Genomic DNA, 20,146 nt, shown 5'->3' with positions numbered 1-20,146 from the left:
CCACCGTTCCGAGAATCCCGGCCCGCCCGGGATCCTCCCGGACGAGGCTGGAGGCATGAACACGATCTCCGCTCCCCTGCTCGACGCCGACATCCTGCCTGTGGTCGAGCTGCTCTCCCTCTGTCTCGACGGTCACCTGTTCCGTGTCGGCGACGCGTTCGCCCCGGCCGACGCGGTCGACGGGCCGGCGCTGCGGTCGCAGGCGTTCGCGCGCACCGCGCCCGGCTGGGCCGTCGCCGACCGTGGGTCGGCGGCCTGGATCCACGGCACCCGCGCCATGGCGCCCCCGGTCCCCCAGGTCTGCGTCCCGCCCCATCGCCGGGGAGGCGCGCTCTTCCCCGCTGTCGACACCTCACATCGCGTGCTCGGTGACGGCGAGACCGTCGTCTACGACGGTGTGCGGGTCACGAGCCCCCTGCGCACTGCGGTCGATCTGCTCTGCTCCGGCACGCGCTTCGGCGAGACGGAGGCGCTCGAAGTCCGGCACCTCCTGCTGCTCGCCGGAGTCTCACCGTCTGAGCTCGACGACCGGCTGCGGAGCAGTCGGCAGAAGGGATGCGGCCTTGCGCGGCAACGGCTGCCCGCCGTGGCTCGCGCACGGCTGCCGCTCGCGATGGAGCCGGCGGTCGGGTCGGCGGTCGTCGGTGGTCAGCCGCCGCTGACGCGGTAGACGTCGTAGACGGCGTCGATGCGGCGCACCGCGTTGAGGACGCGGTCGAGGTGGGTGGTGTCTCCCATCTCGAAGACGAAGCGGCTGAGGGCCAGCCGATCGCTGGAGGTGGTCACCGTGGCCGAGAGGATGTTGACGTGATGTTCGGACAGCACGCGGGTGACGTCGCTGAGGAGGCCGGAGCGGTCGAGGGCTTCGACCTGGATCTGCACCAGGAAGACGCTCTTGGAACTCGGCGCCCACTCGACGTCGATCATCCGCTCGGGCTCCTGAAGCAGCGACTGCACGTTGTGGCAGTTCGCCTGGTGCACCGAGACGCCCTGGCCGCGAGTGATGAACCCGACGATCGGGTCGCCCGGGACGGGAGTGCAGCACTTCGCCAGCTTCACGAGGATGTCGGGGGCGCCACGAACGAGCACTCCGGAGTCGCTGTTGCGCAGCTGACGGCGGCCCTTGACCGGGATCTCGAGCTCGCCGTCCGACTCGACCTCGGTCTGCAGGGAGGCGACGATCTTCTCGATGACCGACTGCGTGGAGACGTGCCCCTCACCGACGGCCGCGTACAGGGCGGACACGTCCGGATACTTGAGCGAGAAGGCGACCTCGACCAGGGCGTCCTGCGTCATCAGCTTCTGGAGCGGCAGGTTCTGCTTGCGCATCGCGCGCGCGATCGCATCCTTGCCCTGCTCGATCGCCTCGTCGCGGCGCTCCTTGGTGAACCACTGGCGGATCTTGTTGCGCGCACGCGGGCTCTTGACGAAGTTGAGCCAGTCCTGGCTCGGGCCGGAGTCCGGGTTCTTCGAGGTGAAGATCTCGACGACGTCGCCCGTGTTGAGGCTGCTCTCCAGCGGGACGAGGCGACCGTTCACCTTCGCGCCCATCGTCCGGTGGCCCACCTCGGTATGCACGGCATACGCGAAGTCGACCGGGGTCGCACCGGCGGGCAGGCCGATCACTCGTCCCTTCGGCGTGAAGACGTAGACCTCCTTCGCGCCGATCTCGAAGCGGAGCGAGTCGAGGAACTCGCTCGGGTCGGCGGTCTCCGCCTGCCAGTCCGAGATGTGGGCGAGCCAGGCCAGGTCGGTGTCCACCTTCGCGGGGCCGCCGGAGCTCTTGCCGGTGGTCTGCTCCTTGTACTTCCAGTGCGCAGCCACACCGAACTCGGCGCGCTGGTGCATCTCCTCGGTGCGGATCTGGATCTCGACCGGGCGGCCCTGCGGACCGATCACGGTCGTGTGGAGCGACTGGTACAGGTTGAACTTCGGCGTCGCGATGTAGTCCTTGAAGCGGCCGGGCATCGGGGTCCAACGCGCGTGGATCTGCCCGAGCACCGCGTAACAGTCGCGCACCGTGTTCACCAGAACGCGGATGCCGACCAGGTCGTAGATGTCGTCGAACTCGCGGCCGCGGACCACCATCTTCTGGTAGATCGAGTAGTACTGCTTCGGCCGGCCGACGACCTTGCCGCGGATCTTGGCGGACTTCAAGTCGTCGTTGATCGCGTCGATGACCTGCTGCACCAGGCGCTCGCGCTCCGGCGTGCGCTGCTTCACGAGACTCTCGATCTCGGCGTACAGCTTCGGGTACAGCACCGCGAACGACAGGTCCTCGAGCTCCCACTTGATCGCCTGGATGCCGAGACGGTGCGCGAGCGGTGCGTAGATCTCGAGAGTCTCGGTCGCCTTGCGCGTCGCGGATGCGGCCGGGACGAAGCCCCAGGTGCGCGCGTTGTGCAGGCGGTCCGCGAGCTTGATGATCAGCACCCGGATGTCCTTCGACATCGCGACGATCATCTTCCGGACCGTCTCGGCCTGCGCGCTGTCACCGTACTTGACCTTGTCGAGCTTGGTGACGCCGTCGACCAGCATCGCGATCTCGTCGCCGAACTGGTCCCGCAACTCGTCGAGCGTGTACTCGGTGTCCTCGACCGTGTCGTGCAGGAGCGCAGCGGCGATGGTCTTGGCGCCGATGCCCAGGTCGGCGATGATCTGCGCGACGGCGACGGGATGCGTGATGTACGGCTCGCCCGAACGACGCTTCTGGCCGCGGTGCGCCCGCTCCGCAACGGAGTAGGCGCGCTCGATCAGCGACAGGTCGGCCTTCGGGTGGTGCATCCGCACCGTGCGCATCAGTGTCTCGACAGCACCGCCGGACGGCTGCGCTCGGGAGAAGATGCGCGGCACGAGACGGCGCAGGGAAGCGCTCTGCGATGTCGTCGTGTCAACCATTCGCGCGCCTCCTGTCGTCCATTATGACCGCTCCGGAACACCGTTCTGTCACGATGCGGGATCTCGGCCCTAGACGATCGCTCCTGGCGTACCGTCGTCGCGCAGAACGGGACCGCCCTCGGCGTGCCAGGCGCTCATCCCGCCCGCGACGTTGGCGACGGGATAGTTCGCCTCGATGAGCGCATCGGTGACCCTCCGCGACCGGGCGCCGCTCCGGCAGATGACCAGCAGCTGCTGGTCCTCCGGAAGCTCATGCTGCCGCTCCCCCAGCTCACCGAGCGGGATGTGGTGCGCACCGGGCGCGTGCCCGGCCTCCCACTCGAAGGGCTCGCGTACGTCGAGCAGCCACGCGTCACCCGCGTCGGTCAGCTCGCGCGCACGCGCAACGGTGATCTCGTCCTCGGGGAGGAAAGGCGTCTGCGGGGCGGCGTCGGTCATCCGGCCAGGCTACTCCGCGGCCGCAGCGACTGCGTCGGTCTTGACCTCGGCCTTCGGACGGATGGACAGCACCTTCTGGTCGTGCTTCCGGATCGCCGGCTCCTTCTCACGGAACTGCGAGTACATCGGCGCGGCCAGGAAGATCGTCGAGTACGTGCCGACGATGATGCCGATCAGCAGGGCGAGGGAGATATCGCGCAGCGTCGCCGCACCGAGCGCGTAGGCACCGATGAACAGGATGGACGCGACAGGCAGCACCGCCACGACGGCCGTGTTGATCGACCGCACCAAAGTCTGGTTGACCGCCAGGTTGACCGACTCGGCGAACGTGCGCCGGGTCAGCTCCATCTCCTCCTTGGTGTTCTCGCGGATCTTGTCGAACACCACGACGGTGTCGTACAGCGAGTAGCCGAGGATGGTCAGGAAGCCGATCATGGTCGCCGGCGACACCTCGAACCCGACGAGCGCATACACACCCGCCGTGATGATGAGGTCGTGGAACAGCGAGATGATCGCGGCGGCGGACATCTTCCAGGTGCGGAAGTAGAGCGCCATGGCGATGAAGGCCAGCAGCAGGAACACCACGAGGCCCTGGATGGACTGCTGCGTCACATCCGCACCCCACGACGGCCCGATGAAGGTCGCAGAGACCTCCGACGCGTCGACGTCGTACGCCTTCGCCAGCGCGTCCGACACCTCGCGCGTCTGCGTCTCCGACAGCTGGTCGGTCTGCACGCGCACGGCGTTGTCGCCGACCACGCTGACGTGCGAGACGGCGCTCGGCACGACACTGCTGACAGCGTCCTGCGCCTTGCCGGTGTCGGTGCTCGACACGTCGCTCACCTGGAACTGGGAACCGCCGCGGAACTCGATCGAGAAGTTGAACCCGCCGCGGACGATCGGCACGAGGATCGAGAGCACGACCATGACGGCCGCGATCGAGTACCAGATCTTGCGGCGGCCGACGAAGTCGATCGAGCGCGCGCCGGTGTAGAGGTCGTTACCGAATTGCACGAGACGGCTGGCCATCAGGAGTCCTTCCCCTCGGTCGATCGATCCGAGGACGTCGAAGCGCCGGCGAGCTCTGCCGCCTTGCGCTCGGCGATCGTCTGGCGGCGAGCCGCCTCCTTGCCCGCTCGCGCGGCCGTTCCCGCCTTGACGGCTGCCGTCGGCGCCCGGAACTGTGCGGCGCCGCGATACACTGCGCCGAGCGCCTGAGGGTCGAGGCCGGACAGCGGGTGACCGGAGCTGAAGAAGCGCGTCCGCGCGAGCAGCTGCAGCGTCGGGTGCGTGAAGAGCAGCACGACGATGACGTCGATGATGGTCGTGAGTCCGAGCGTGAAGGCGAACCCGCGCACGTTCGCCGCCGCGAGCACGTACAGCACGACGGCCGCGAGGAGGTTGGTGGCCTTCGACGCGTAGATCGTCCGGCGGGCGCGTCCCCAGCCGGCCTCCACGGCGGATTCGAGACCCCTCCCATCGCGCAACTCGTCTCGGATGCGTTCGAAGTACACGATGAAGGAGTCGGCCGTGAAGCCGATCGCGACGATCAGACCCGCCACACCCGCGAGGGAGAGCCGGTAGTCGTAGTGCCACGAGAGCAGCGAGATCGTCAACCAGGTCAGCACGCCGGCCACGACCAGCGAGAAGATCGTGACGAGACCGAGCAGTCGGTACTGGAAGAACGTGTAGATCGCGACCAGGATGAGGCCGATCAGACCCGCGATGAGACCGGCGAGCAGCTGCGCGGTACCGAGGGTCGCCGAGATGGTGTCCTGGCTCTGCACCTTGAAGCTGAACGGCAGCGCGCCGAACTTCAGCTGATCGGCGAGGGCCTTCGCGGTCGTCTCGGTGAAGTTACCGGTGATCTGCGGCTTGCCGTCCGTGATCGCCGCCTGCGTCGTCGGCGCGGAGATCACCTTGCCGTCGAGCACGATCGCGAACTGGTTCTGCGATCCCTGGAGGCCGACGAGGCGCGTCGTGACGTCGGAGAAGGCCTTGGTGCCCGCCCCGTTGAAGACGATGTTCACGGCCCACTGGCCGGTCGTCACGCCCTGCGAGCTCTGGACCAGCCCGGCGTTCGCGTCGCTGATGTCCTGACCCTTGACCTCGACCGGGCCCAGCAGGTACTTGACCGTGTTCTTGTCGTCACACGTGATCAGCGGCTGGTCCGTCGGCGCGGAGCTCGTCGTCTTGTTCGCGTTCGCCTTGCAGTCGTAGGCGTTGAAGTCGGCCTGGAGCTTCGGCGTGACCCAGGCGAGGTCGCTGCCGTTCGTCGGCTTCGTCGAGGGCGTCGCCTGCAGGTCGGGCGCCGGTGACGGCGCCGGGGTGGACTTGCCGTCGGCGCCGACGACCTCGTTCGTCGGGCCGCCGGCGATGAGCACCGGACGGAAGTCGAGACGTGCGCTGGACTTCACGCGGTCGAGCGTCGCCTGGTCCGGCTTGCCGGGAAGCGAGACGACGATGTTCTTCGAGCCCTCGGTGGAGATCTGCGCCTCGGACACGCCGGACGCGTCGATGCGCTGGCGGATGATCGACACCGCCTGGTCCAGCTGCTGCTGCTGCACCGACTGGCCGTTCTCGACCTGCGGGGCGAGGATGATCTGCGTTCCCCCCTCGAGGTCGAGGGCGAGCTTCGGCAGCCACGTGGCGTTGCTGAACAGGACGCCTGCCGTGAGGGTGCCGAGGAGCACCACCACGATGACGCCGAGCCACGTCAGCGAACGCCAGGCTTTCTTGACCGGGGTCGACTTTGCCACCAGGAACTCAGCTTTCTACGAGCGCTCCGGCCCCGCGTGGGGGCCGGAGCACAGGGGATGTGTCAGTCGTCGCTCTTCGAGCCGGGCTTCTTGGGCGAGTCGTCGAGACGCTCGCCGTACTCCGGCGTCGTGGAGTCCGACGCGTCGTGAGTGATCGCGTGGTCTTCGTTGAGTTCGACACCGGGGGCCTCGGCGTCGTCGCTCGTGGCCTCCGCGTTCGTGGGCTCGACGACGCGGGCGAGCACCTGGCGGTGCACCTTGACGACGTGGCCGGGGCTCGTCTCGATGGTGGCGGTGTTGTCGTCCTCGTTGACGGACAGGAGCGTGCCGTAGAGACCGAAGTTGGTCATGACCTCGGCGCCGGGCACCATCTTCGAACGCGTCTCCTCCTGCTCCCGGCGCCGCTTGCGGCTGTTCCGGAACATGAAGAACACGAGGGCCGCCAGGATGACGACCATCAGGATGGTCAACGGGTCAAAGACCATGAAGCTGCCGAACCTTTCGATGGGGGCAAGGGGGTTGGCCGAACGGCCAGCTTGGATTATATGTCATCGACGAGCGTCGGAGGCTGGGAGGAATCCCGCCGCGGGCTCGGAATTCCGAGATGACGCCATGCCGCAGCGGTCGCCATGCGGCCGCGGGGCGTTCGGGAGAGCAGTCCGATGCGCACGAGGAAGGGCTCGACGACCGACTCGATCGTCTCCGCCTCCTCCCCGACGGAGACCGCGAGGGTGTTCAATCCCACCGGTCCGCCGTCGAAACGTTCGAGGATGATCTGCAGCACCGCACGGTCGAGGCGGTCGAGGCCGAGCGGGTCGACATCGTAAAGTTCGAGCGCCGCGCGCACCGCATTCACATCGGCCCGGCCGCCGTGGACGAGCGCGTAGTCGCGCACCCGGCGCAGCAGCCGGTTGGCGATGCGCGGCGTGCCTCGGCAGCGCCCGGCGATCTCGGCCAGCGCCTCCCGGTCGACCTCGAAGTCGAGCATCGTCGCCGCCCGCGTGAGCACCTGGGTCAGCTCGGCCTCGTCGTAGAACTCGAGGTGTGCGGTGAACCCGAAACGGTCACGCAGCGGGTTGGGCAGCAGCCCCGAGCGCGTCGTCGCGCCGACCAGCGTGAACGGTGCCAGATCGAGCGGGATGGACGTGGCGCCCGCGCCTTTTCCGACCATGATGTCGATGCGGAAGTCCTCCATCGCGAGGTACAGCATCTCTTCCGCCGACCGCGCCATGCGGTGGATCTCGTCGATGAAGAGCACCTCGCCCGGCGTGAGCGACGACAGCAGCGCCGCGAGGTCGCCGGCGTGCTGGATGGCCGGACCGCTGGAGAGGCGCAGCGGCCGCTCGCTCTCGTGCGCGACGATCATCGCGAGCGTCGTCTTTCCGAGCCCCGGGGGGCCGGCGAGCAGGATGTGGTCGGCCGTCCGCTCCTGCATCCGTGCCGCAGTAAGCAGCAACTGGAGCTGACCGCGCACCGTCGCCTGCCCGACGAACTCGGACAGCGTGCGCGGCCGCAGGGCTCCCTCGAAGGCGAGCTCGGTCTCCGACTCGAGCTCCGGGGTGGTCAGATCGTCGCTCATCGCGCCGGTCCGAGCCGCGAGAGGGTGAGGCGCAGGAGGGCCTGGACGCTGTCGCGGTCCTTCTCCTCGGTCTCGGCCGTGACCTCGGCGACCGCCTCGGCGGCGACCCGCTCCGGCCAGCCGAGCCCGACGAGGGCGACGAGCACGCTGTCGCCGACCGACGACGGGGCTCGGGATGTCTTCACCGCGGGCGCCGGACGGCGGACGGCGGTGAGCTTGCCGGCCAGGGAGACGACGATCAGCTTCGCGGTCTTGGGCCCGATCCCGGACACCTTGCGGAAGGGGGCGTCGTCGTCGGCTGCCACCGCGGTGGCGATGTCGTCCGGCGACAGCACGGACAGCACGCCGATGGCCGACTTGGGACCGACGCCCGACACGCCGTTGAGAAGCTCGAACACGTCCAGCTGCTCCCGGTCGGCGAATCCGAACAGCTGCAGGGCGTCCTCCCTGACGATAAGCGAGGTGTGCAGGAAGGTCTCTTCACCCACGCGCAGCGACAGCACGTGGTCGGGCGTCAGCTGCAGGGCGAAGCCGACGCCGCCCACCTCGACGACGGCGGTGCCGCCGCTCGCCGAGAGCACGGTACCGCGGAGGGAGGAGATCACCGTGCAAGCCTACGGGGCACCGCCGACGTGCGGCTGGAGCGCTCCGCGGCGCGCCACGCCTGCTGCGCGGGGGTGAGCGCGGTGTCCGTCGCTCCCCCGGCGTCGGCCGCCACCGGGCCGCCGCGCCAGGCATGGCAGATGGCGATCGCGAGGGCGTCCGCCGCATCCGCCGGCTTCGGCGCCTCCGCGAGCCCGAGGATGCGCGCGACCATCGCCTGGACCTGCCTCTTGTCCGCAGAGCCGTAGCCGGTGATCGCCGCCTTCACCTCGCTCGGCGTGTGCAGGGCGACCGGGAGGCCGCGCTTCGCCGCCGAGTGCAGGGCGACGCCGCTGACCTGCGCGGTTCCCATCACGGTGCGGAGGTTGTGCTGCGCGAACACGCGCTCGATGGCGACGACCGCGGGCAGATGCTCATCGAGCAGGCGCTCGATGCCGTTCCCGACCGCGAGGAGCCGCTCCTCCAGGGCCATGCCCGGCGGGGTGCGGATGACCGTCACATCCACCAGCGTGGCGCGACGGTCCGCCTGCACGTCGACGATCCCGACACCGCAGCGCGTCAGACCCGGGTCGATGCCGAGCACCCGGATCGTCACGGCCGCGACCTACTCGTCGTCTTCGTCGAGCTGCGCCTGCACCTCAGGGCTGATGTCGAGGTTCGTGTACACGTTCTGCACGTCGTCGGAGTCCTCGAGGGCGTCGATGAGGCGGAACACCTTGCGGGCCACCTCGGCGTCGGCCTCGACGTTGACGGTCGCCACGAACTCCGCGTCGGCCGAGTCGTAGTCGATACCGGCCTCCTGCAGCGCGGTGCGTGCCGCGACCAGGTCGGAAGCCTCGGTCAGCACCTCGAATCTCTCGCCCCGGTCGGTGACCTCCTCCGCACCGGCGTCGAGCACGGCGGTGAGGACCGTGTCCTCATCCACACCGTCGGCGTGCGGCACGACGATGACGCCCTTGCGGTGGAAGTTGTAGGCGACACTGCCCGGGTCGGCCATGGTGCCGCCGTTGCGGGTCATCGCGGTCCGGACCTCGGCCGCCGCCCGGTTCTTGTTCTCGGTGAGGCACTCGATCAGCAGTGCGACGCCGCCGGGGCCGTAACCCTCGTACATGATCGTCGTGTAGTCGATCGACTCGCCGGTGAGGCCTGCGCCGCGCTTGATGGCGCGGTCGATGTTGTCGTTCGGGACCGAGGTCTTCTTGGCCTTCTGCACCGCGTCGACGAGCGTGGGGTTACCCGACAGGTCGGCACCGCCGGTCTTCGCCGCAACCTCGATGTTCTTGATCAGCTTCGCGAAGGACTTCGCGCGGCGGGCGTCGATCACCGCCTTCTTGTGCTTGGTCGTTGCCCACTTGGAATGCCCGGACACTGGTGCTCCCTCGTCTCACGTCTGAAGATCCTGACCATTGTAGGACGACTGCCCGCCCCGCTCCCGCACCGACCCTCGCGGCGGGGTCAGGCCGCCCGCAGAGCCGCCCGGCGCACCTTCCCGAGGAAGTACTCGTGGAAGCGGGTGTCGCCGGTGATCTCGGGGTGGAACGACGTGCCGAGCAGGTTGCCCTGCTCGACGGCGACGACACGACCGTCCGCGACCGTTGCCAGGGGTGTCGCCCGCTCGCCGACGCTCTCGACGATGGGTGCGCGGATGAACACCGCGTGCATCGGCTCCTCGCCGACCGCCGGGATGTCGAGGTCGGTCTCGAACGAGTCCACCTGCGAGCCGAACGCGTTGCGCCGCACCGACACATCCAGGCCGCCCAGGCTCTGTTGGCCGGCGATGCCGTCGAGGATGCGGTCGGCGAGCATGATCAGCCCGGCGCACGTCCCGTACACGGGCAGACCGTCGGCGATGGCCTGGCGCAACGGCTCCGCGACGCCGAATGCGCGCGAGAGCTTGTCCATCACGCTGGACTCGCCGCCCGGGATCACCAGGCCGTCGATCTCCTCCAGCTCGGACGCACGGCGTACGGGGACGGCGTCGGCGCCCAGGCCCCGCAGGACCGCGATGTGCTCGCGGAAATCCCCCTGCAGGGCGAGGACGCCGACCCGCGTCGTCGTTCCGGCCACGCTTACCAGCCGCGCTCGGCCAGACGGTGCGGAGCGGGGAGGTCGCCGACGTTGATGCCGACCATGGCCTCGCCGAGGCCGCGGGAGACCTCCGCGATGACCTTCGGGTCGTCGTAGAACGTGGTCGCCTTGACGATCGCCGCCGCGCGCTGCTCGGGGTTGCCGGACTTGAAGATGCCCGAGCCGACGAACACGCCGTCCGCGCCCAGCTGCATCATCATCGCCGCGTCGGCCGGGGTGGCCACGCCGCCCGCGGTGAAGAGCACGACCGGCAGCTTGCCCGTCTCGGCGATCTCGGCCACCAGCTCGTACGGGGCCTGGAGCTCCTTGGCCGCGACGTACAGCTCGTCCTTGGTCATCGACTTCAGGGCGTTGATCTCCGAGGTGATCTTGCGGATGTGCTTCGTCGCCTCGGAGACATCGCCGGTGCCGGCCTCGCCCTTCGAGCGGATCATCGCCGCGCCCTCGTTGATGCGGCGGAGCGCCTCGCCCAGGTTCGTCGCACCGCACACGAACGGCACGGTGAAGCGCCACTTGTCGATGTGGTTGACGTAGTCCGCGGGCGAGAGCACCTCGGACTCGTCGATGTAGTCGACGTCGAGCGCCTCGAGCACCTGCGCCTCGACGAAGTGGCCGATGCGGGCCTTCGCCATGACGGGGATGGACACCTCGGCGATGATGGCCTCGATCAGGTCCGGGTCGCTCATCCTGGCTACGCCGCCCTGGGCGCGGATGTCGGCGGGGACGCGCTCGAGCGCCATGACGGCGACGGCGCCGGCGTCCTCGGCGATGCGGGCCTGCTCGGGGGTGACGACGTCCATGATGACGCCGCCCTTCAGCATCTCGGCGAGGCCGCGCTTGACCCGGCTCGAACCGGTCGCGCTGCCCTGTACGTTGTCTGTCATCATCGCCCTCTCGTGCGGAACAAAGAATGTTTTGGCCTATGCCGAACGATAGCATCCCCCTCGCAGCTGGATAGACTCGACCGCGGGACCATCGGCGGGGAGCGTAATGGACGGAAACGGCATCACCGGCGCCACGGCGTCGGAGATCGCGGCGAGCGTGCGCGCGCTGCACGAACGCGGTGCGCTGCGCCGCGGCGACGCTCTGCCGCCGGTGCGCGAGCTGGCGGCGCAGCTGCAGGTCAACCGCAACACCGCCGTCGCCGCCTACCGTCTGCTCGCGCATGCGGGCGTCGTCACGGCGCGCGGCCGGGCGGGCACCGTCATCGCCGGGGTCGAGGCGGTCGCGCAGGAGGGCTACGCGCAGGACAGCGTCCTCCGCGACATCGGAACCGGCAACCCGGACCCGCGCCGCATCCCGCAGCCGTCCGCAGCGCTCGCCGGCGCCATCGGACGACCCGTCCTGTACGGGGAGCCCGTCATCGACCCGGCCCTCGAGGAGCGCGCGCTCGCCTGGGTGCGCGACGACCTGCCCGACCAGACGGTGCGCATCACCGTGACCAACGGCGCTGTGGATGCGGTCGAGCGTCTGCTCGCGCAGGCTCTGCTCCGTGACGACGCCGTGGCGCTGGAGGATCCGTGCTTCCTGGCGAGCATCCACACCGTCCGGCTGGGCGGGTATCGGGCCGTCCCGGTGCCGGTGGATGCGGAGGGCATGACCGTGGACGGCCTGCGTGCCGCTCTCGCCGCGGGCGTCCGCGCCGTCATCTGCACGCCGCGGGCCCAGAATCCCACCGGCGCGACCCTCTCCCCCGCACGCGCCGCCGAACTGCGCGCGGTGCTCGCCGACCATCCCTACGTGCTCGTCATCGAGGACGACCACTTCTCCATGCTCTCGCAGCGGCGCTACGAGACGCTGATCGGGCCGGGGCACCGGCGCTTCGCGCTCATCCGCTCGGTGTCGAAGTTCCTCGGCCCGGACATGTGCCTCGCCGTCGCCGCCACCGACCCGGAGACGGCCGAGCGCCTCGCCTTCCGGCTGAGCCCGGGCACGACCTGGGTCAGCCATATCCTTCAGCGCCTCGTGCTCGCCCAGCTGACCGACGAGACGGCCCTCCGCGAGATCGCCGACGCCGGCCGGCACTACGCCGAGCGGAACCGCGACTTCGCGGCGGAGCTGACCGTGCGCGGACTCCCCGCCGAACCGGCCGACGGCCTCAACCTGTGGGTCGAGCTTCCCGTGCAGGCGCGGACGGTGGCGGAGCGCCTCATGCGGCGCGGCTGGCTGGCGCGGACGGGCGACGAGTTCCAGCTGGCCGAACATCCCGAACCGTCACATCACCTGCGCCTGACCGTGCACGACCTCACCGCCGAGGAGAGCGCGCGGCTGCTCGACGACCTGGTGGATGCGGCGCGCTGAGCCCCGGACCAGATGAGAGGATCGAGGGATGAAGATCCTCTCGATCCAGTCCGCGGTCGCCTACGGTCACGTCGGCAACTCCGCCGCCGTCTTCCCGCTGCAGCGCATCGGCGTCGAGGTCCTGCCCGTCTACACGGTGAACTTCTCCAACCACACCGGCTACGGCGCGTGGCGTGGACCGCTCATCTCCCCCGACGACGTCCGCGAGGTCATCACCGGCATCGAGGAGCGCGGCGTGCTCGGCCAGATCGACGCCGTGCTCTCCGGATACCAGGGCAGCGAGGGCATCGGCGACATCATCATCGACGCCGTCGCCCGCGTGAAGGCGGCCAACCCGGACGCCGTCTACGCGTGCGACCCGGTCATGGGCAACGCGAAGTCCGGCTGCTTCGTCGCCCCGGCCATCCCGGTGCTGCTGCGCGAGCGTGTGGTTCCGGTGGCCGACATCATCACGCCGAACCAGTTCGAGCTGGGTTTCCTGACAGAGACCTCGCCCGACACCCTCGAGTCGACGCTGGAATCGGTGGATGCGGCGCGCGCCATGGGCCCTCGCACCATCCTCGTGACGAGCGTCGAGCGTCCGGATGCACCGGCCGACACGATCGAGATGCTCGCCGTCGACGACGCGGGCGCGTGGATCGTGCAGACCCCGCGCCTCCCGCTGAAGGCCAACGGATCGGGCGACGTGACGGCGGCGCTGTTCACGGCGCACTACGTGCGCACCAGCGATGCCGAGCTGGCCCTGCGGAAGACCGTGTCGAGCGTGTTCGACCTGCTCACGCGCACCCTGGAGTCGGGCGAGCGCGAGCTGCAGCTGGTCGAGTCGCAGGACTCCTACGCTAACCCGCGCGAGCAGTTCGCGGTCACGCGCGTACGCTGACCCGCCTCCCCCACCATCAGCTCCTGAGTTTTTCGGGCAAATCGCCGCTAAAACGGCGAAAAACTCAGGAGCTGTTGGCTAGGGACGCGGCCAGGCGTCTGCGATGGCCGCCCGGACCTCTCCGAGCAACTGGGGCAGCGCCTTCGTCTTGGCGATGATGGGCAGGAAGTTCGCATCCTGAGCCCACCGCGGCACAACGTGCTGATGGAGGTGCGCCGCGATCCCGGCTCCCGCGACCTCGCCCTGGTTCATGCCGATGTTGAAGCCGTCGTTCTTCGACACCTGACGGATGACGCGCATCGCCGTCTGGGTGAGGCTGCCGATCTCGGCGACCTCCTCCGGCGTCGCCTCGTCGTACGTGGCGATGTGGCGGTACGGGCACACGAGCAAGTGGCCGCTGTTATACGGGAACAGGTTCAGCAGTGCGTAGGCGTGCGTTCCGCGCGCGACGATCAGCGCATCCTCGTCGCTCATGCTCGGGGCGACGCAGAACGGGCAGTCGTCTTTGCCCGGCTGCTGGCCGTGCTGGATGTAGACCATCCGGTGCGGCGTCCAGAGCCGCTGGAACTCGTCCGGAACGCCGACGAGGTACGACGGGTCGTCGACGCGGATGCGCGCAGCGTCGACGCTGTCCCGGATCGCCCCATCGGCTGCGCCGTCTCCGTTCGGGTCGTCCGACGTCCCGTACGAGTCGAGGTTCAGTCGTGCCATGCCGTGTCGACCAGCTCGTGCGAGCGGATGCTCTCGACGATCCGCTCGATCGCCTCGTCGACGGTCACGCCGTTGCGCTGCGTGCCGTCTCGGAACCGGAAACTGACCGTGCCCGCCGACGCATCCTCTTCTCCCACGATCAGCTGGAAGGGGACCTTCGCCTTGGTGTGGGTGCGGATCTTCTTCTGCATGCGGTCGTCGGAGTGGTCGACCTCGGCGCGCACCCCGCGGGCGCGGAGCCGCGAGATCACGTCGTCGAGGAACGGCGCGTACTGGTCGGCGACCGGGATGCCCACGACCTGCACCGGCGACAGCCAGACCGGGAACGCGCCGGCGTAGTGCTCCAGCAGGATCGCGAAGAACCGCTCGATCGAGCCGAGCAGCGCCCGGTGGATCATCGCCGGCTGCTTGCGTGTGCCATCCGCCGCGTTGTACTCCAGCTCGAACAGCTCCGGCTGGTTGAAGTCCAGCTGGACGGTCGACAGCTGCCAGGTGCGGCCGATCGCGTCGCGCGCCTGCACCGAGATCTTCGGGCCGTAGAACGCCGCCCCGCCCGGGTCGTCCACGAGCTCCAGACCGGACTCGATCGCCACCTGGCGCAGCGTCTCGGTCGCGGTCTCCCAGCTCTCGTCGCTGCCGACGTACTTGTCCGGGTCCTTCGTGGAGAGCTCCAGGTAGAAGTCGGTGAGGCCGTAGCCGCGCAGGGTGTCCAGTACGAACTCGAGCTGGCGGGCGACCTCGTCCCGGATCTGGTCTTCCGTCACGTAGATGTGGGCGTCGTCCTGGGTGAGCCCGCGGACGCGCGTCAGACCGGCCAGGGTGCCGGACTTCTCGTACCGGTACACCGTCCCGAACTCGGCCAGCCGGAGCGGGAGCTCGCGGTAGCTGCGCCCGCGCGCACGGAAGATCAGGTTGTGCATGGGGCAGTTCATCGGCTTCAGGTAGTAGTCCTGGCCCTGCCGGGTGATGTTGCCCTCCGCGTCGCGCTCCTCGTCGAGGTGCATCGGCGGGAACATCCCCTCCTTGTACCAGTTGAGGTGCTGGCTGGTCTCGAAGAGGTGCGCCTTGGTGATGTGCGGCGTGTTGACGAGCTCATAGCCGTTGGCGATGAGCCGGTCGCGCATGTAGTCCTCGATCTCCTTGCGGATGATCCCGCCCTTCGGGTGGAACACCGCCAGGCCCGAGCCGATCTCGTCGGGGAAGCTGAACAGGTCCATCTCGGCGCCGAGCTTGCGGTGGTCGCGCTTGGCGGCCTCCTCCATGCGGGTCTGGTAGGCGCGCAGCTCCTCCTTGCTCGCCCAGGCGGTGCCGTAGATGCGCTGCAGCTGCTTGTTCTTCTCGTTGCCTCGCCAGTAGGCGGCGGCGACGCGGGTGAGCGCCCAGCCGTTGCCGATCATGCGGGTGTTCGGGAGGTGCGGGCCGCGGCAGAGGTCCTTCCAGACCGTCTCCCCCGTCTTCGGGTCGACGTTGTCGTAGATGGTCAGCTCGCCGGAGCCGACCTCGACCGACTCGCTCTCGTCGAAGGCGGCGGTGTCGCCGTGCTGGACCCCGCCCTTGAGGCCGATGAGCTCCAGCTTGTACGGCTCGTCGGCGAGCTCCGCGCGCGCCTCCTCGTCGGTGACGACACGGCGGACGAACCGCTGGCCCGCCCGCTGGATGCGCGACATCTCCTTCTCGAGAGCCTTCAGATCCTCCGGGGTGAACGCCTCCTGCACGTCGAAGTCGTAGTAGAAACCGTCCGTGATGGGCGGCCCGATGCCCAGTTTCGCGTCGGGGTTCACGGCCTGCACGGCCTGGGCGAGGACGTGCGCCGTCGAGTGGCGCAGGATGCTGAGGCCGTCGGGCGAGTCGATGGTGACCGGCTCGACCTCGTCGGTCGTCGTGACGGTGGTCGCGAGGTCCTTCAGCTCACCGTTGACGCGCATCGCGACAACGGAACGGTCGGTGAAGAGCTCGAAGCCGTCGGCCACCTGTCCACTCCTTGTTCGTGGGTCGATTTGGGAACCCTCCAACTCTAGCCGGACCGGGGATGCCGGACGGAGCGGCCGCCGACGGGCGCGCTCTCGTCGTGCACCCGCCCGGCGATGCGCCCGAGGGCCTCCGCCATGGCGTCGGCGACCACCCGAGCAGGCGGCACGTGCTCTCCGTCGGTCTGCACGCTGACGCGGAACCGACCCGCATACGACACGGCGAGGACTCCGACGCGGACGTTCCCTGACAGCAGCGCCAACGGCCAGGCGGCGACGAGTTCCGTGCCGGCCAGGCGGTACGCGCGCGGCGGCCCGGTCAGTTCGGATGCGATCGCCGCCACAGCGCGCTGACTCCGCGCGAACCGCATGAGAAAGCGCGCAGCGCGGGGGCTGCGCATCAACCGGAACGTCCCGATGGCGCGCGCCCGCGCCTTCTCGGAGCGCGTCGCAGCGGCAACCTGCGCGATGGAGCCGTCGGAGCGGGGATCGGTCTGCGGACCTCCGAGCGGGATGTCGACCAGCATCACTCCTGTCGCATTCCCCTCCCCTGCCGACCGCGCAAGCCGGACGGGACACGAGACGGGGACCGACGCGGGCGGCACCTCCCCTGCATCGACGAGCGCCGCGCGAATCCCTCGCCCGAACGCCGTGAGGAACGCGTCGTTGATGGTGCCGCCGGCGCGCCGGGCACCCTCGTGCAGTGAGGCGAGATCGACATCCAGGAACGCGACATCGCGCGTCGTGCCCAGCGGTCCGAGCAGGACCTGCGAGCGGACACGGCGGCGGAAGACGGCGAGCGTCTGGACCACGAGGTCCCCCAGTCGCAGGATGAACGACCTCCGCGGGGGTGGAACGGTATCCGCGTGCCCAGGGCCGGCCACGTCGGTCGTGTCCGCCGGCAGGGGGTCGGAGAGGGCGGCGACCAGCTCCTCTGCGCCCAGGCCGTCGGCGACCGCGTGGTGCAGCCGGAACAGCATCCCGCAGCGGTCACCGGCCACGCGCGGAACCAGGAGAAGCTCCCAGAGCGGGCGTCCGTCGTCCAGCGAAGTCATGGCGACGCGCGCGCAGGTCCGCTCGAGCGCTGTCGACACGTCTCCGTCTGCGGCCGCGGTCTCCGCACCGATCACCCGGACGTGATGCGTCAGGTCCGGAGTGACCGTCCGCCACGTCCACTCACCGCCGGCGTCCACCGGCACACGGTGAAGAGCGGGCAGCCGCGCGACCCGAGGGGCCAGCGTGTCGCGGAGGACGTCCACATCGGGGGCACCGGCTGCGTTCACGAAGCCGCCGGGGGCGAGAAGGCCGACCAGGGTGACGACGTTCGGCTGTCCCTGCTCCACGGCGAAGTTGGCCGCATCCACCCCTGCCATCGGCGTCGGCTCCACCCGAGCGGTCCTCATGGACCAACGCTACGGCGGGCCGGACGCGCCCCTCAGGCCGAAGGTCCCTGGCTCGCGCCCGGGTTCCGTGCACCCTGGCGGGACGTTCGGCCCTCGTCGGCCGTCTCCCCCTCGCCCATCGTTGCGGCATGACCGATATCGCCGTCGTCCAGCATTGGGAGCAACCGACCGCCGTCCTGCACGAGCGCGTCCCCCTCGCGGACCTCCCCGCATTCTTCGCCCGCGCGTTCCAGGAGACCGCGGCGGAACTGCAGGTCCAGGGGCGTCATCCGGCGGGGCCCCCGTTCGGCAAGTACTCCGGGATGCCCACCGACACCGTCGAGGTCGAGGCGGGCTTCCCGGCCTCCGGACCGATCACGGCATCGGGTGATGTCGTGCCGGGGACGCTGCCCGGAGGACGAGTGGTGGAGGCCACGCATGTCGGACCGTACAACACGATCCGGCAGACCTACGACGAGATCCGGCGCTTCGCCGCCGACGCCGGCCTGACTCCCGGCGATGTCATGTGGGAGTGCTACCTGAGCGATCCGCAGAGCCAGCCCGATCCGGCCACGTGGCGGACGACGATCTGCTGGCTCGTGGACTGACCGCTTCAGGAGCCGCCGACGCCTACGCGCTGAGTCGCGGGTAGTCCGTGTAGCCCTCGGCACCGGTTCCGTAGAACGTGGCCGGGTTGGGCTGGTTCTCCGGGTGCTCGCCCTTCCACCGCTCCACGAGGTCCGGGTTGGCGATTGCGAGCCGGCCGACGGCGACCGCGTCCGCATGCGCGTCCTCGACAAGCGAAATCGCCTCGTCGCGCGTCGTGATCGAGCCGAATCCGCTGTTCACGATGAACGGGCCGCCGAAACGCTGCCGGAGGTCTTGCACGAGCTCGCCGGTCGGCTCCCTGTGCAGCACGCTCACGTAGGCCAGGCCGAGCGGCGCGATCCCGTCGACGACGGCCCGGTATGTGGCGGTGGTGTCGGCGAGATCGGTCTCGAACACATCCTGGATGTTGTGCATCGGCGACAGTCGGATGCCCACCCGCCCCGCACCAACAGCGGCAGCGATCGCGCCGACGACCTCGACGACGAAGCGGGCGCGCGCCTCCGGGGAGCCGCCGTACTCGTCGTCGCGGATGTTCGACACCGGTGAGAGGAACTGGTGCAGCAGGTAGCCGTTCGCACCGTGCACCTCGACCCCGTCGAACCCGGCCGCGATGGCGTTCCTCGCCGCGGCGACGAACTCATCACGGACCGTCGCGAGCTCCTCGGCGGTGAGCGCGTGCGGCACCGGGTAGGCGACCTTCCCGGTCGTTGTGCGCGTCTCGCCGTCGATGGGGACAGCGCTCGGGGCGACGATGCGCTCGGTGCCGGTGATGAGCGGATGCGAGACGCGGCCGCCGTGCATCAGCTGCATGACGATGCGCCCGCCCCGGACGTGCACCGCGTCGGCGACGGCACGCCACCCGGCGATCTGCTCGTCTGTGACGATGCCCGGCTGGCCCGGGTACGCGCGGGATTCGTGGCTCGGATAGGTGCCCTCGGAGATGATCAGACCCACGCTCGCCCGCTGCGCGTAGTGCTCCGCCACCAGTGGCCCCGGGATGCCCGCCTCGCCCGCGCGGGTGCGGGTGAGCGGCGCCATCACGACGCGGTTGGGAAGGTGGAGGTCTCCGAGCGAGACGGGAGAGAACAGATCCATCGAGGGGATGCCTTTCGGGGTGCGGATGCGTGAGACCGGTCGGGGTCAGCAGGTGCGCGGTCGAAGCGCGACCTTGGCGGCAACGGGCGTTCTCCTCGATGTATTCCGTCGCCCAGGAGACTCTCACGCTGGATGCGTACCCCTGGTGCACGGCGATCGGTCCCGTCACACTTGACGGAGAGGACGAGGGAGGTTCCGCATGACGGTGACCGCTCAGCATGCGATCAAGCCGCTGACCCTGGAGACCTTCCCGGCCTGGCTGGCGCTCGCGCAGAAGCACAACGGCGTCTGGGGCGGGTGCTACTGCTCCTACTTCCACGGCGACACGGAGGCCACCGTCAAGCGCGAATACGACGGTCCGACCTTCAAGCAGCGGCTCGTGGCGGAGGGCGTGGCCCACGCAGCGCTCGTCTTCGACGGTGACGATGCGATCGCCTGGTGTGAATACGGCAGTCCCGCCGAACTGCCGAACATCTACCACCGCAAGCAGTACGACGCCGGCGAGACCCGTCCTGCGCCGTGGCGCATCACGTGCTTCTTCGTCGACCGCGACCACCGTCGCGAGGGGGTGGCCCGGGAGGCACTGGATGGGGCGCTCGAGCTGATCGGGCAGGCCGGTGGTGGCGAGGTGGTCTCGTTCCCCAACGAGCTCGCCCCCGGGAAGCGGACGTCGTCGTCGTTCCTCCACAACGGCACGAGGGCGATGTTCGAGAAGGCCGGATTCACCTTCGAGCGGCACATCGGCAAGAGCAAGACGGTGATGCGCATCACGGTCCCGCCGTCGGCGGACTGACACAGGCACCTGCGACGAGGTCTCTCCGCTCTCCGTCGATCGT

Annotated in this window: 20 protein-coding genes; 5 read left to right on the top strand and 15 right to left on the bottom strand. The window is 69.3% G+C overall.

What is annotated here, in order from left to right; all coding sequences use genetic code 11:
* Positions 1-55: 55 nt before the first annotated feature.
* Positions 56-670, top strand: coding sequence for a type IV toxin-antitoxin system AbiEi family antitoxin (locus H284_RS0119095; protein ID WP_020077470.1), 615 nt, complete (start codon positions 56-58; stop codon positions 668-670).
* On the opposite strand, the gene H284_RS0119090 is transcribed toward H284_RS0119095, so the two are convergent.
* The 11 genes from H284_RS0119090 to pdxS form a co-directional block, all read right to left on the bottom strand.
* The gene (locus tag H284_RS0119090) at positions 649-2,898 is read right to left on the bottom strand and encodes a RelA/SpoT family protein (RefSeq protein WP_018191231.1); all 2,250 of its coding nucleotides are present in this window, start codon (positions 2,896-2,898) and stop codon (positions 649-651) included. The two genes, H284_RS0119095 and H284_RS0119090, sit on opposite strands and share 22 nt — an antisense overlap.
* Positions 2,899-2,967: 69 nt before the next feature.
* Positions 2,968-3,336, bottom strand: a complete 369-nt coding sequence (locus H284_RS0119085; RefSeq protein ID WP_018191232.1) for a rhodanese-like domain-containing protein — start codon at positions 3,334-3,336, stop codon at positions 2,968-2,970.
* Between the two features lie 9 nt (positions 3,337-3,345).
* A complete protein-coding gene (gene secF / locus H284_RS0119080; protein WP_020077469.1) occupies positions 3,346-4,365 on the bottom strand; it encodes a protein translocase subunit SecF in 1,020 nt (339 codons plus the stop codon).
* Positions 4,365-6,095 (bottom strand): protein translocase subunit SecD, encoded by a 1,731-nt coding sequence (secD, locus tag H284_RS0119075; protein ID WP_018191234.1) that lies wholly within the window; start codon positions 6,093-6,095, stop codon positions 4,365-4,367. The genes secF and secD overlap by 1 nt, the downstream gene beginning before the upstream one ends.
* Positions 6,096-6,157: 62 nt before the next feature.
* A complete protein-coding gene (yajC, locus tag H284_RS0119070; RefSeq protein WP_018191235.1) occupies positions 6,158-6,580 on the bottom strand; it encodes a preprotein translocase subunit YajC in 423 nt (140 codons plus the stop codon).
* A gap of 56 nt (positions 6,581-6,636) precedes the next feature.
* Positions 6,637-7,674 (bottom strand): Holliday junction branch migration DNA helicase RuvB, encoded by a 1,038-nt coding sequence (gene ruvB / locus H284_RS0119065; protein WP_020077467.1) that lies wholly within the window; start codon positions 7,672-7,674, stop codon positions 6,637-6,639.
* Positions 7,671-8,279, bottom strand: a complete 609-nt coding sequence (gene ruvA, locus H284_RS0119060; RefSeq protein WP_020077466.1) for a Holliday junction branch migration protein RuvA — start codon at positions 8,277-8,279, stop codon at positions 7,671-7,673. Before ruvA ends, ruvB begins: the two co-directional genes overlap by 4 nt.
* Positions 8,276-8,866 carry a crossover junction endodeoxyribonuclease RuvC gene (gene ruvC, locus H284_RS0119055; RefSeq protein WP_172823254.1) on the bottom strand — a complete coding sequence of 197 codons (591 nt, stop codon included), beginning with the start codon at positions 8,864-8,866 and terminating at the stop codon, positions 8,276-8,278. Before ruvC ends, ruvA begins: the two co-directional genes overlap by 4 nt.
* A 15-nt stretch (positions 8,867-8,881) precedes the next feature.
* Complete coding sequence (locus H284_RS0119050) at positions 8,882-9,646, bottom strand: YebC/PmpR family DNA-binding transcriptional regulator (protein ID WP_020077464.1); 765 nt, start codon at positions 9,644-9,646, stop codon at positions 8,882-8,884.
* 86 nt (positions 9,647-9,732) lie between these two features.
* Positions 9,733-10,344, bottom strand: a complete 612-nt coding sequence (gene pdxT, locus H284_RS0119045; protein WP_020077463.1) for a pyridoxal 5'-phosphate synthase glutaminase subunit PdxT — start codon at positions 10,342-10,344, stop codon at positions 9,733-9,735.
* Positions 10,345-10,346: 2 nt separating this feature from the next.
* Positions 10,347-11,252 (bottom strand): pyridoxal 5'-phosphate synthase lyase subunit PdxS, encoded by a 906-nt coding sequence (gene pdxS, locus H284_RS0119040; RefSeq protein ID WP_018191241.1) that lies wholly within the window; start codon positions 11,250-11,252, stop codon positions 10,347-10,349.
* Positions 11,253-11,355: 103 nt separating this feature from the next.
* On the opposite strand from pdxS, the gene H284_RS0119035 reads away from it, so the two are divergent.
* Positions 11,356-12,666, top strand: coding sequence for an aminotransferase class I/II-fold pyridoxal phosphate-dependent enzyme (locus H284_RS0119035; protein WP_020077462.1), 1,311 nt, complete (start codon positions 11,356-11,358; stop codon positions 12,664-12,666).
* A gap of 28 nt (positions 12,667-12,694) precedes the next feature.
* Positions 12,695-13,546, top strand: a complete 852-nt coding sequence (gene pdxY / locus H284_RS0119030) for a pyridoxal kinase PdxY (RefSeq protein ID WP_020077461.1) — start codon at positions 12,695-12,697, stop codon at positions 13,544-13,546.
* Between the two features lie 78 nt (positions 13,547-13,624).
* Here the strand turns inward: pdxY and H284_RS0119025 are convergent, their stop codons facing one another.
* From H284_RS0119025 to H284_RS20425, 3 genes are read right to left on the bottom strand one after another with little or no spacing between them, the layout of a single operon-like run.
* Entirely contained in the window at positions 13,625-14,257 is a 633-nt protein-coding gene (locus H284_RS0119025) for an HIT family protein (protein WP_020077460.1), read from the bottom strand.
* Positions 14,245-16,227 (bottom strand): threonine--tRNA ligase, encoded by a 1,983-nt coding sequence (thrS, locus tag H284_RS0119020; protein ID WP_020077459.1) that lies wholly within the window; start codon positions 16,225-16,227, stop codon positions 14,245-14,247. The genes H284_RS0119025 and thrS overlap by 13 nt, the downstream gene beginning before the upstream one ends.
* A gap of 44 nt (positions 16,228-16,271) precedes the next feature.
* Positions 16,272-17,627, bottom strand: a complete 1,356-nt coding sequence (locus H284_RS20425; protein ID WP_081630430.1) for a wax ester/triacylglycerol synthase domain-containing protein — start codon at positions 17,625-17,627, stop codon at positions 16,272-16,274.
* Between the two features lie 128 nt (positions 17,628-17,755).
* Between H284_RS20425 and H284_RS0119010 the strand changes: the two genes are divergently transcribed.
* Positions 17,756-18,214, top strand: coding sequence for a GyrI-like domain-containing protein (locus tag H284_RS0119010; protein WP_020077457.1), 459 nt, complete (start codon positions 17,756-17,758; stop codon positions 18,212-18,214).
* Between the two features lie 22 nt (positions 18,215-18,236).
* Here H284_RS0119010 and H284_RS0119005 read toward each other — a convergent pair whose 3' ends face one another.
* Positions 18,237-19,310: an alkene reductase gene (locus H284_RS0119005; protein ID WP_020077456.1), complete on the bottom strand. Its 1,074-nt coding sequence runs from the start codon at positions 19,308-19,310 to the stop codon at positions 18,237-18,239.
* A 199-nt stretch (positions 19,311-19,509) separates the two neighbouring features.
* On the opposite strand from H284_RS0119005, the gene H284_RS0119000 reads away from it, so the two are divergent.
* Positions 19,510-20,103 (top strand): N-acetyltransferase, encoded by a 594-nt coding sequence (locus H284_RS0119000; protein ID WP_020077455.1) that lies wholly within the window; start codon positions 19,510-19,512, stop codon positions 20,101-20,103.
* The last annotated feature ends 43 nt before the right edge of the window (positions 20,104-20,146 follow it).

The sequence above is a fragment of the Cryocola sp. 340MFSha3.1 genome, from assembly GCF_000383315.1.
Taxonomy (GTDB): Bacteria; Actinomycetota; Actinomycetes; order Actinomycetales; family Microbacteriaceae; genus Leifsonia.
Note: the sequence above shows the minus strand (reverse complement) of the source record. Positions and strands in the feature narration are given on the sequence as shown.

What these genes read in the sequence shown, in the direction of transcription:
- ruvB (WP_020077467.1), bottom strand. Translation starts at nt 7,674, where the DNA reads ATGAGCGACGATCTGACCACCCCGGAGCTCGAGTCGGAGACCGAGCTC.
- H284_RS0119005 (WP_020077456.1), bottom strand. Translation starts at nt 19,310, where the DNA reads ATGGATCTGTTCTCTCCCGTCTCGCTCGGAGACCTCCACCTTCCCAAC.
- yajC (WP_018191235.1), bottom strand. Translation starts at nt 6,580, where the DNA reads ATGGTCTTTGACCCGTTGACCATCCTGATGGTCGTCATCCTGGCGGCC.
- pdxS (WP_018191241.1), bottom strand. Translation starts at nt 11,252, where the DNA reads ATGATGACAGACAACGTACAGGGCAGCGCGACCGGTTCGAGCCGGGTC.
- H284_RS0119095 (WP_020077470.1), top strand. Translation starts at nt 56, where the DNA reads ATGAACACGATCTCCGCTCCCCTGCTCGACGCCGACATCCTGCCTGTG.
- H284_RS0119000 (WP_020077455.1), top strand. Translation starts at nt 19,510, where the DNA reads ATGACGGTGACCGCTCAGCATGCGATCAAGCCGCTGACCCTGGAGACC.
- H284_RS0119035 (WP_020077462.1), top strand. Translation starts at nt 11,356, where the DNA reads ATGGACGGAAACGGCATCACCGGCGCCACGGCGTCGGAGATCGCGGCG.
- secF (WP_020077469.1), bottom strand. Translation starts at nt 4,365, where the DNA reads ATGGCCAGCCGTCTCGTGCAATTCGGTAACGACCTCTACACCGGCGCG.
- H284_RS0119085 (WP_018191232.1), bottom strand. Translation starts at nt 3,336, where the DNA reads ATGACCGACGCCGCCCCGCAGACGCCTTTCCTCCCCGAGGACGAGATC.
- H284_RS0119090 (WP_018191231.1), bottom strand. Translation starts at nt 2,898, where the DNA reads ATGGTTGACACGACGACATCGCAGAGCGCTTCCCTGCGCCGTCTCGTG.
- H284_RS0119010 (WP_020077457.1), top strand. Translation starts at nt 17,756, where the DNA reads ATGACCGATATCGCCGTCGTCCAGCATTGGGAGCAACCGACCGCCGTC.
- pdxY (WP_020077461.1), top strand. Translation starts at nt 12,695, where the DNA reads ATGAAGATCCTCTCGATCCAGTCCGCGGTCGCCTACGGTCACGTCGGC.
- H284_RS0119025 (WP_020077460.1), bottom strand. Translation starts at nt 14,257, where the DNA reads ATGGCACGACTGAACCTCGACTCGTACGGGACGTCGGACGACCCGAAC.
- H284_RS20425 (WP_081630430.1), bottom strand. Translation starts at nt 17,627, where the DNA reads ATGAGGACCGCTCGGGTGGAGCCGACGCCGATGGCAGGGGTGGATGCG.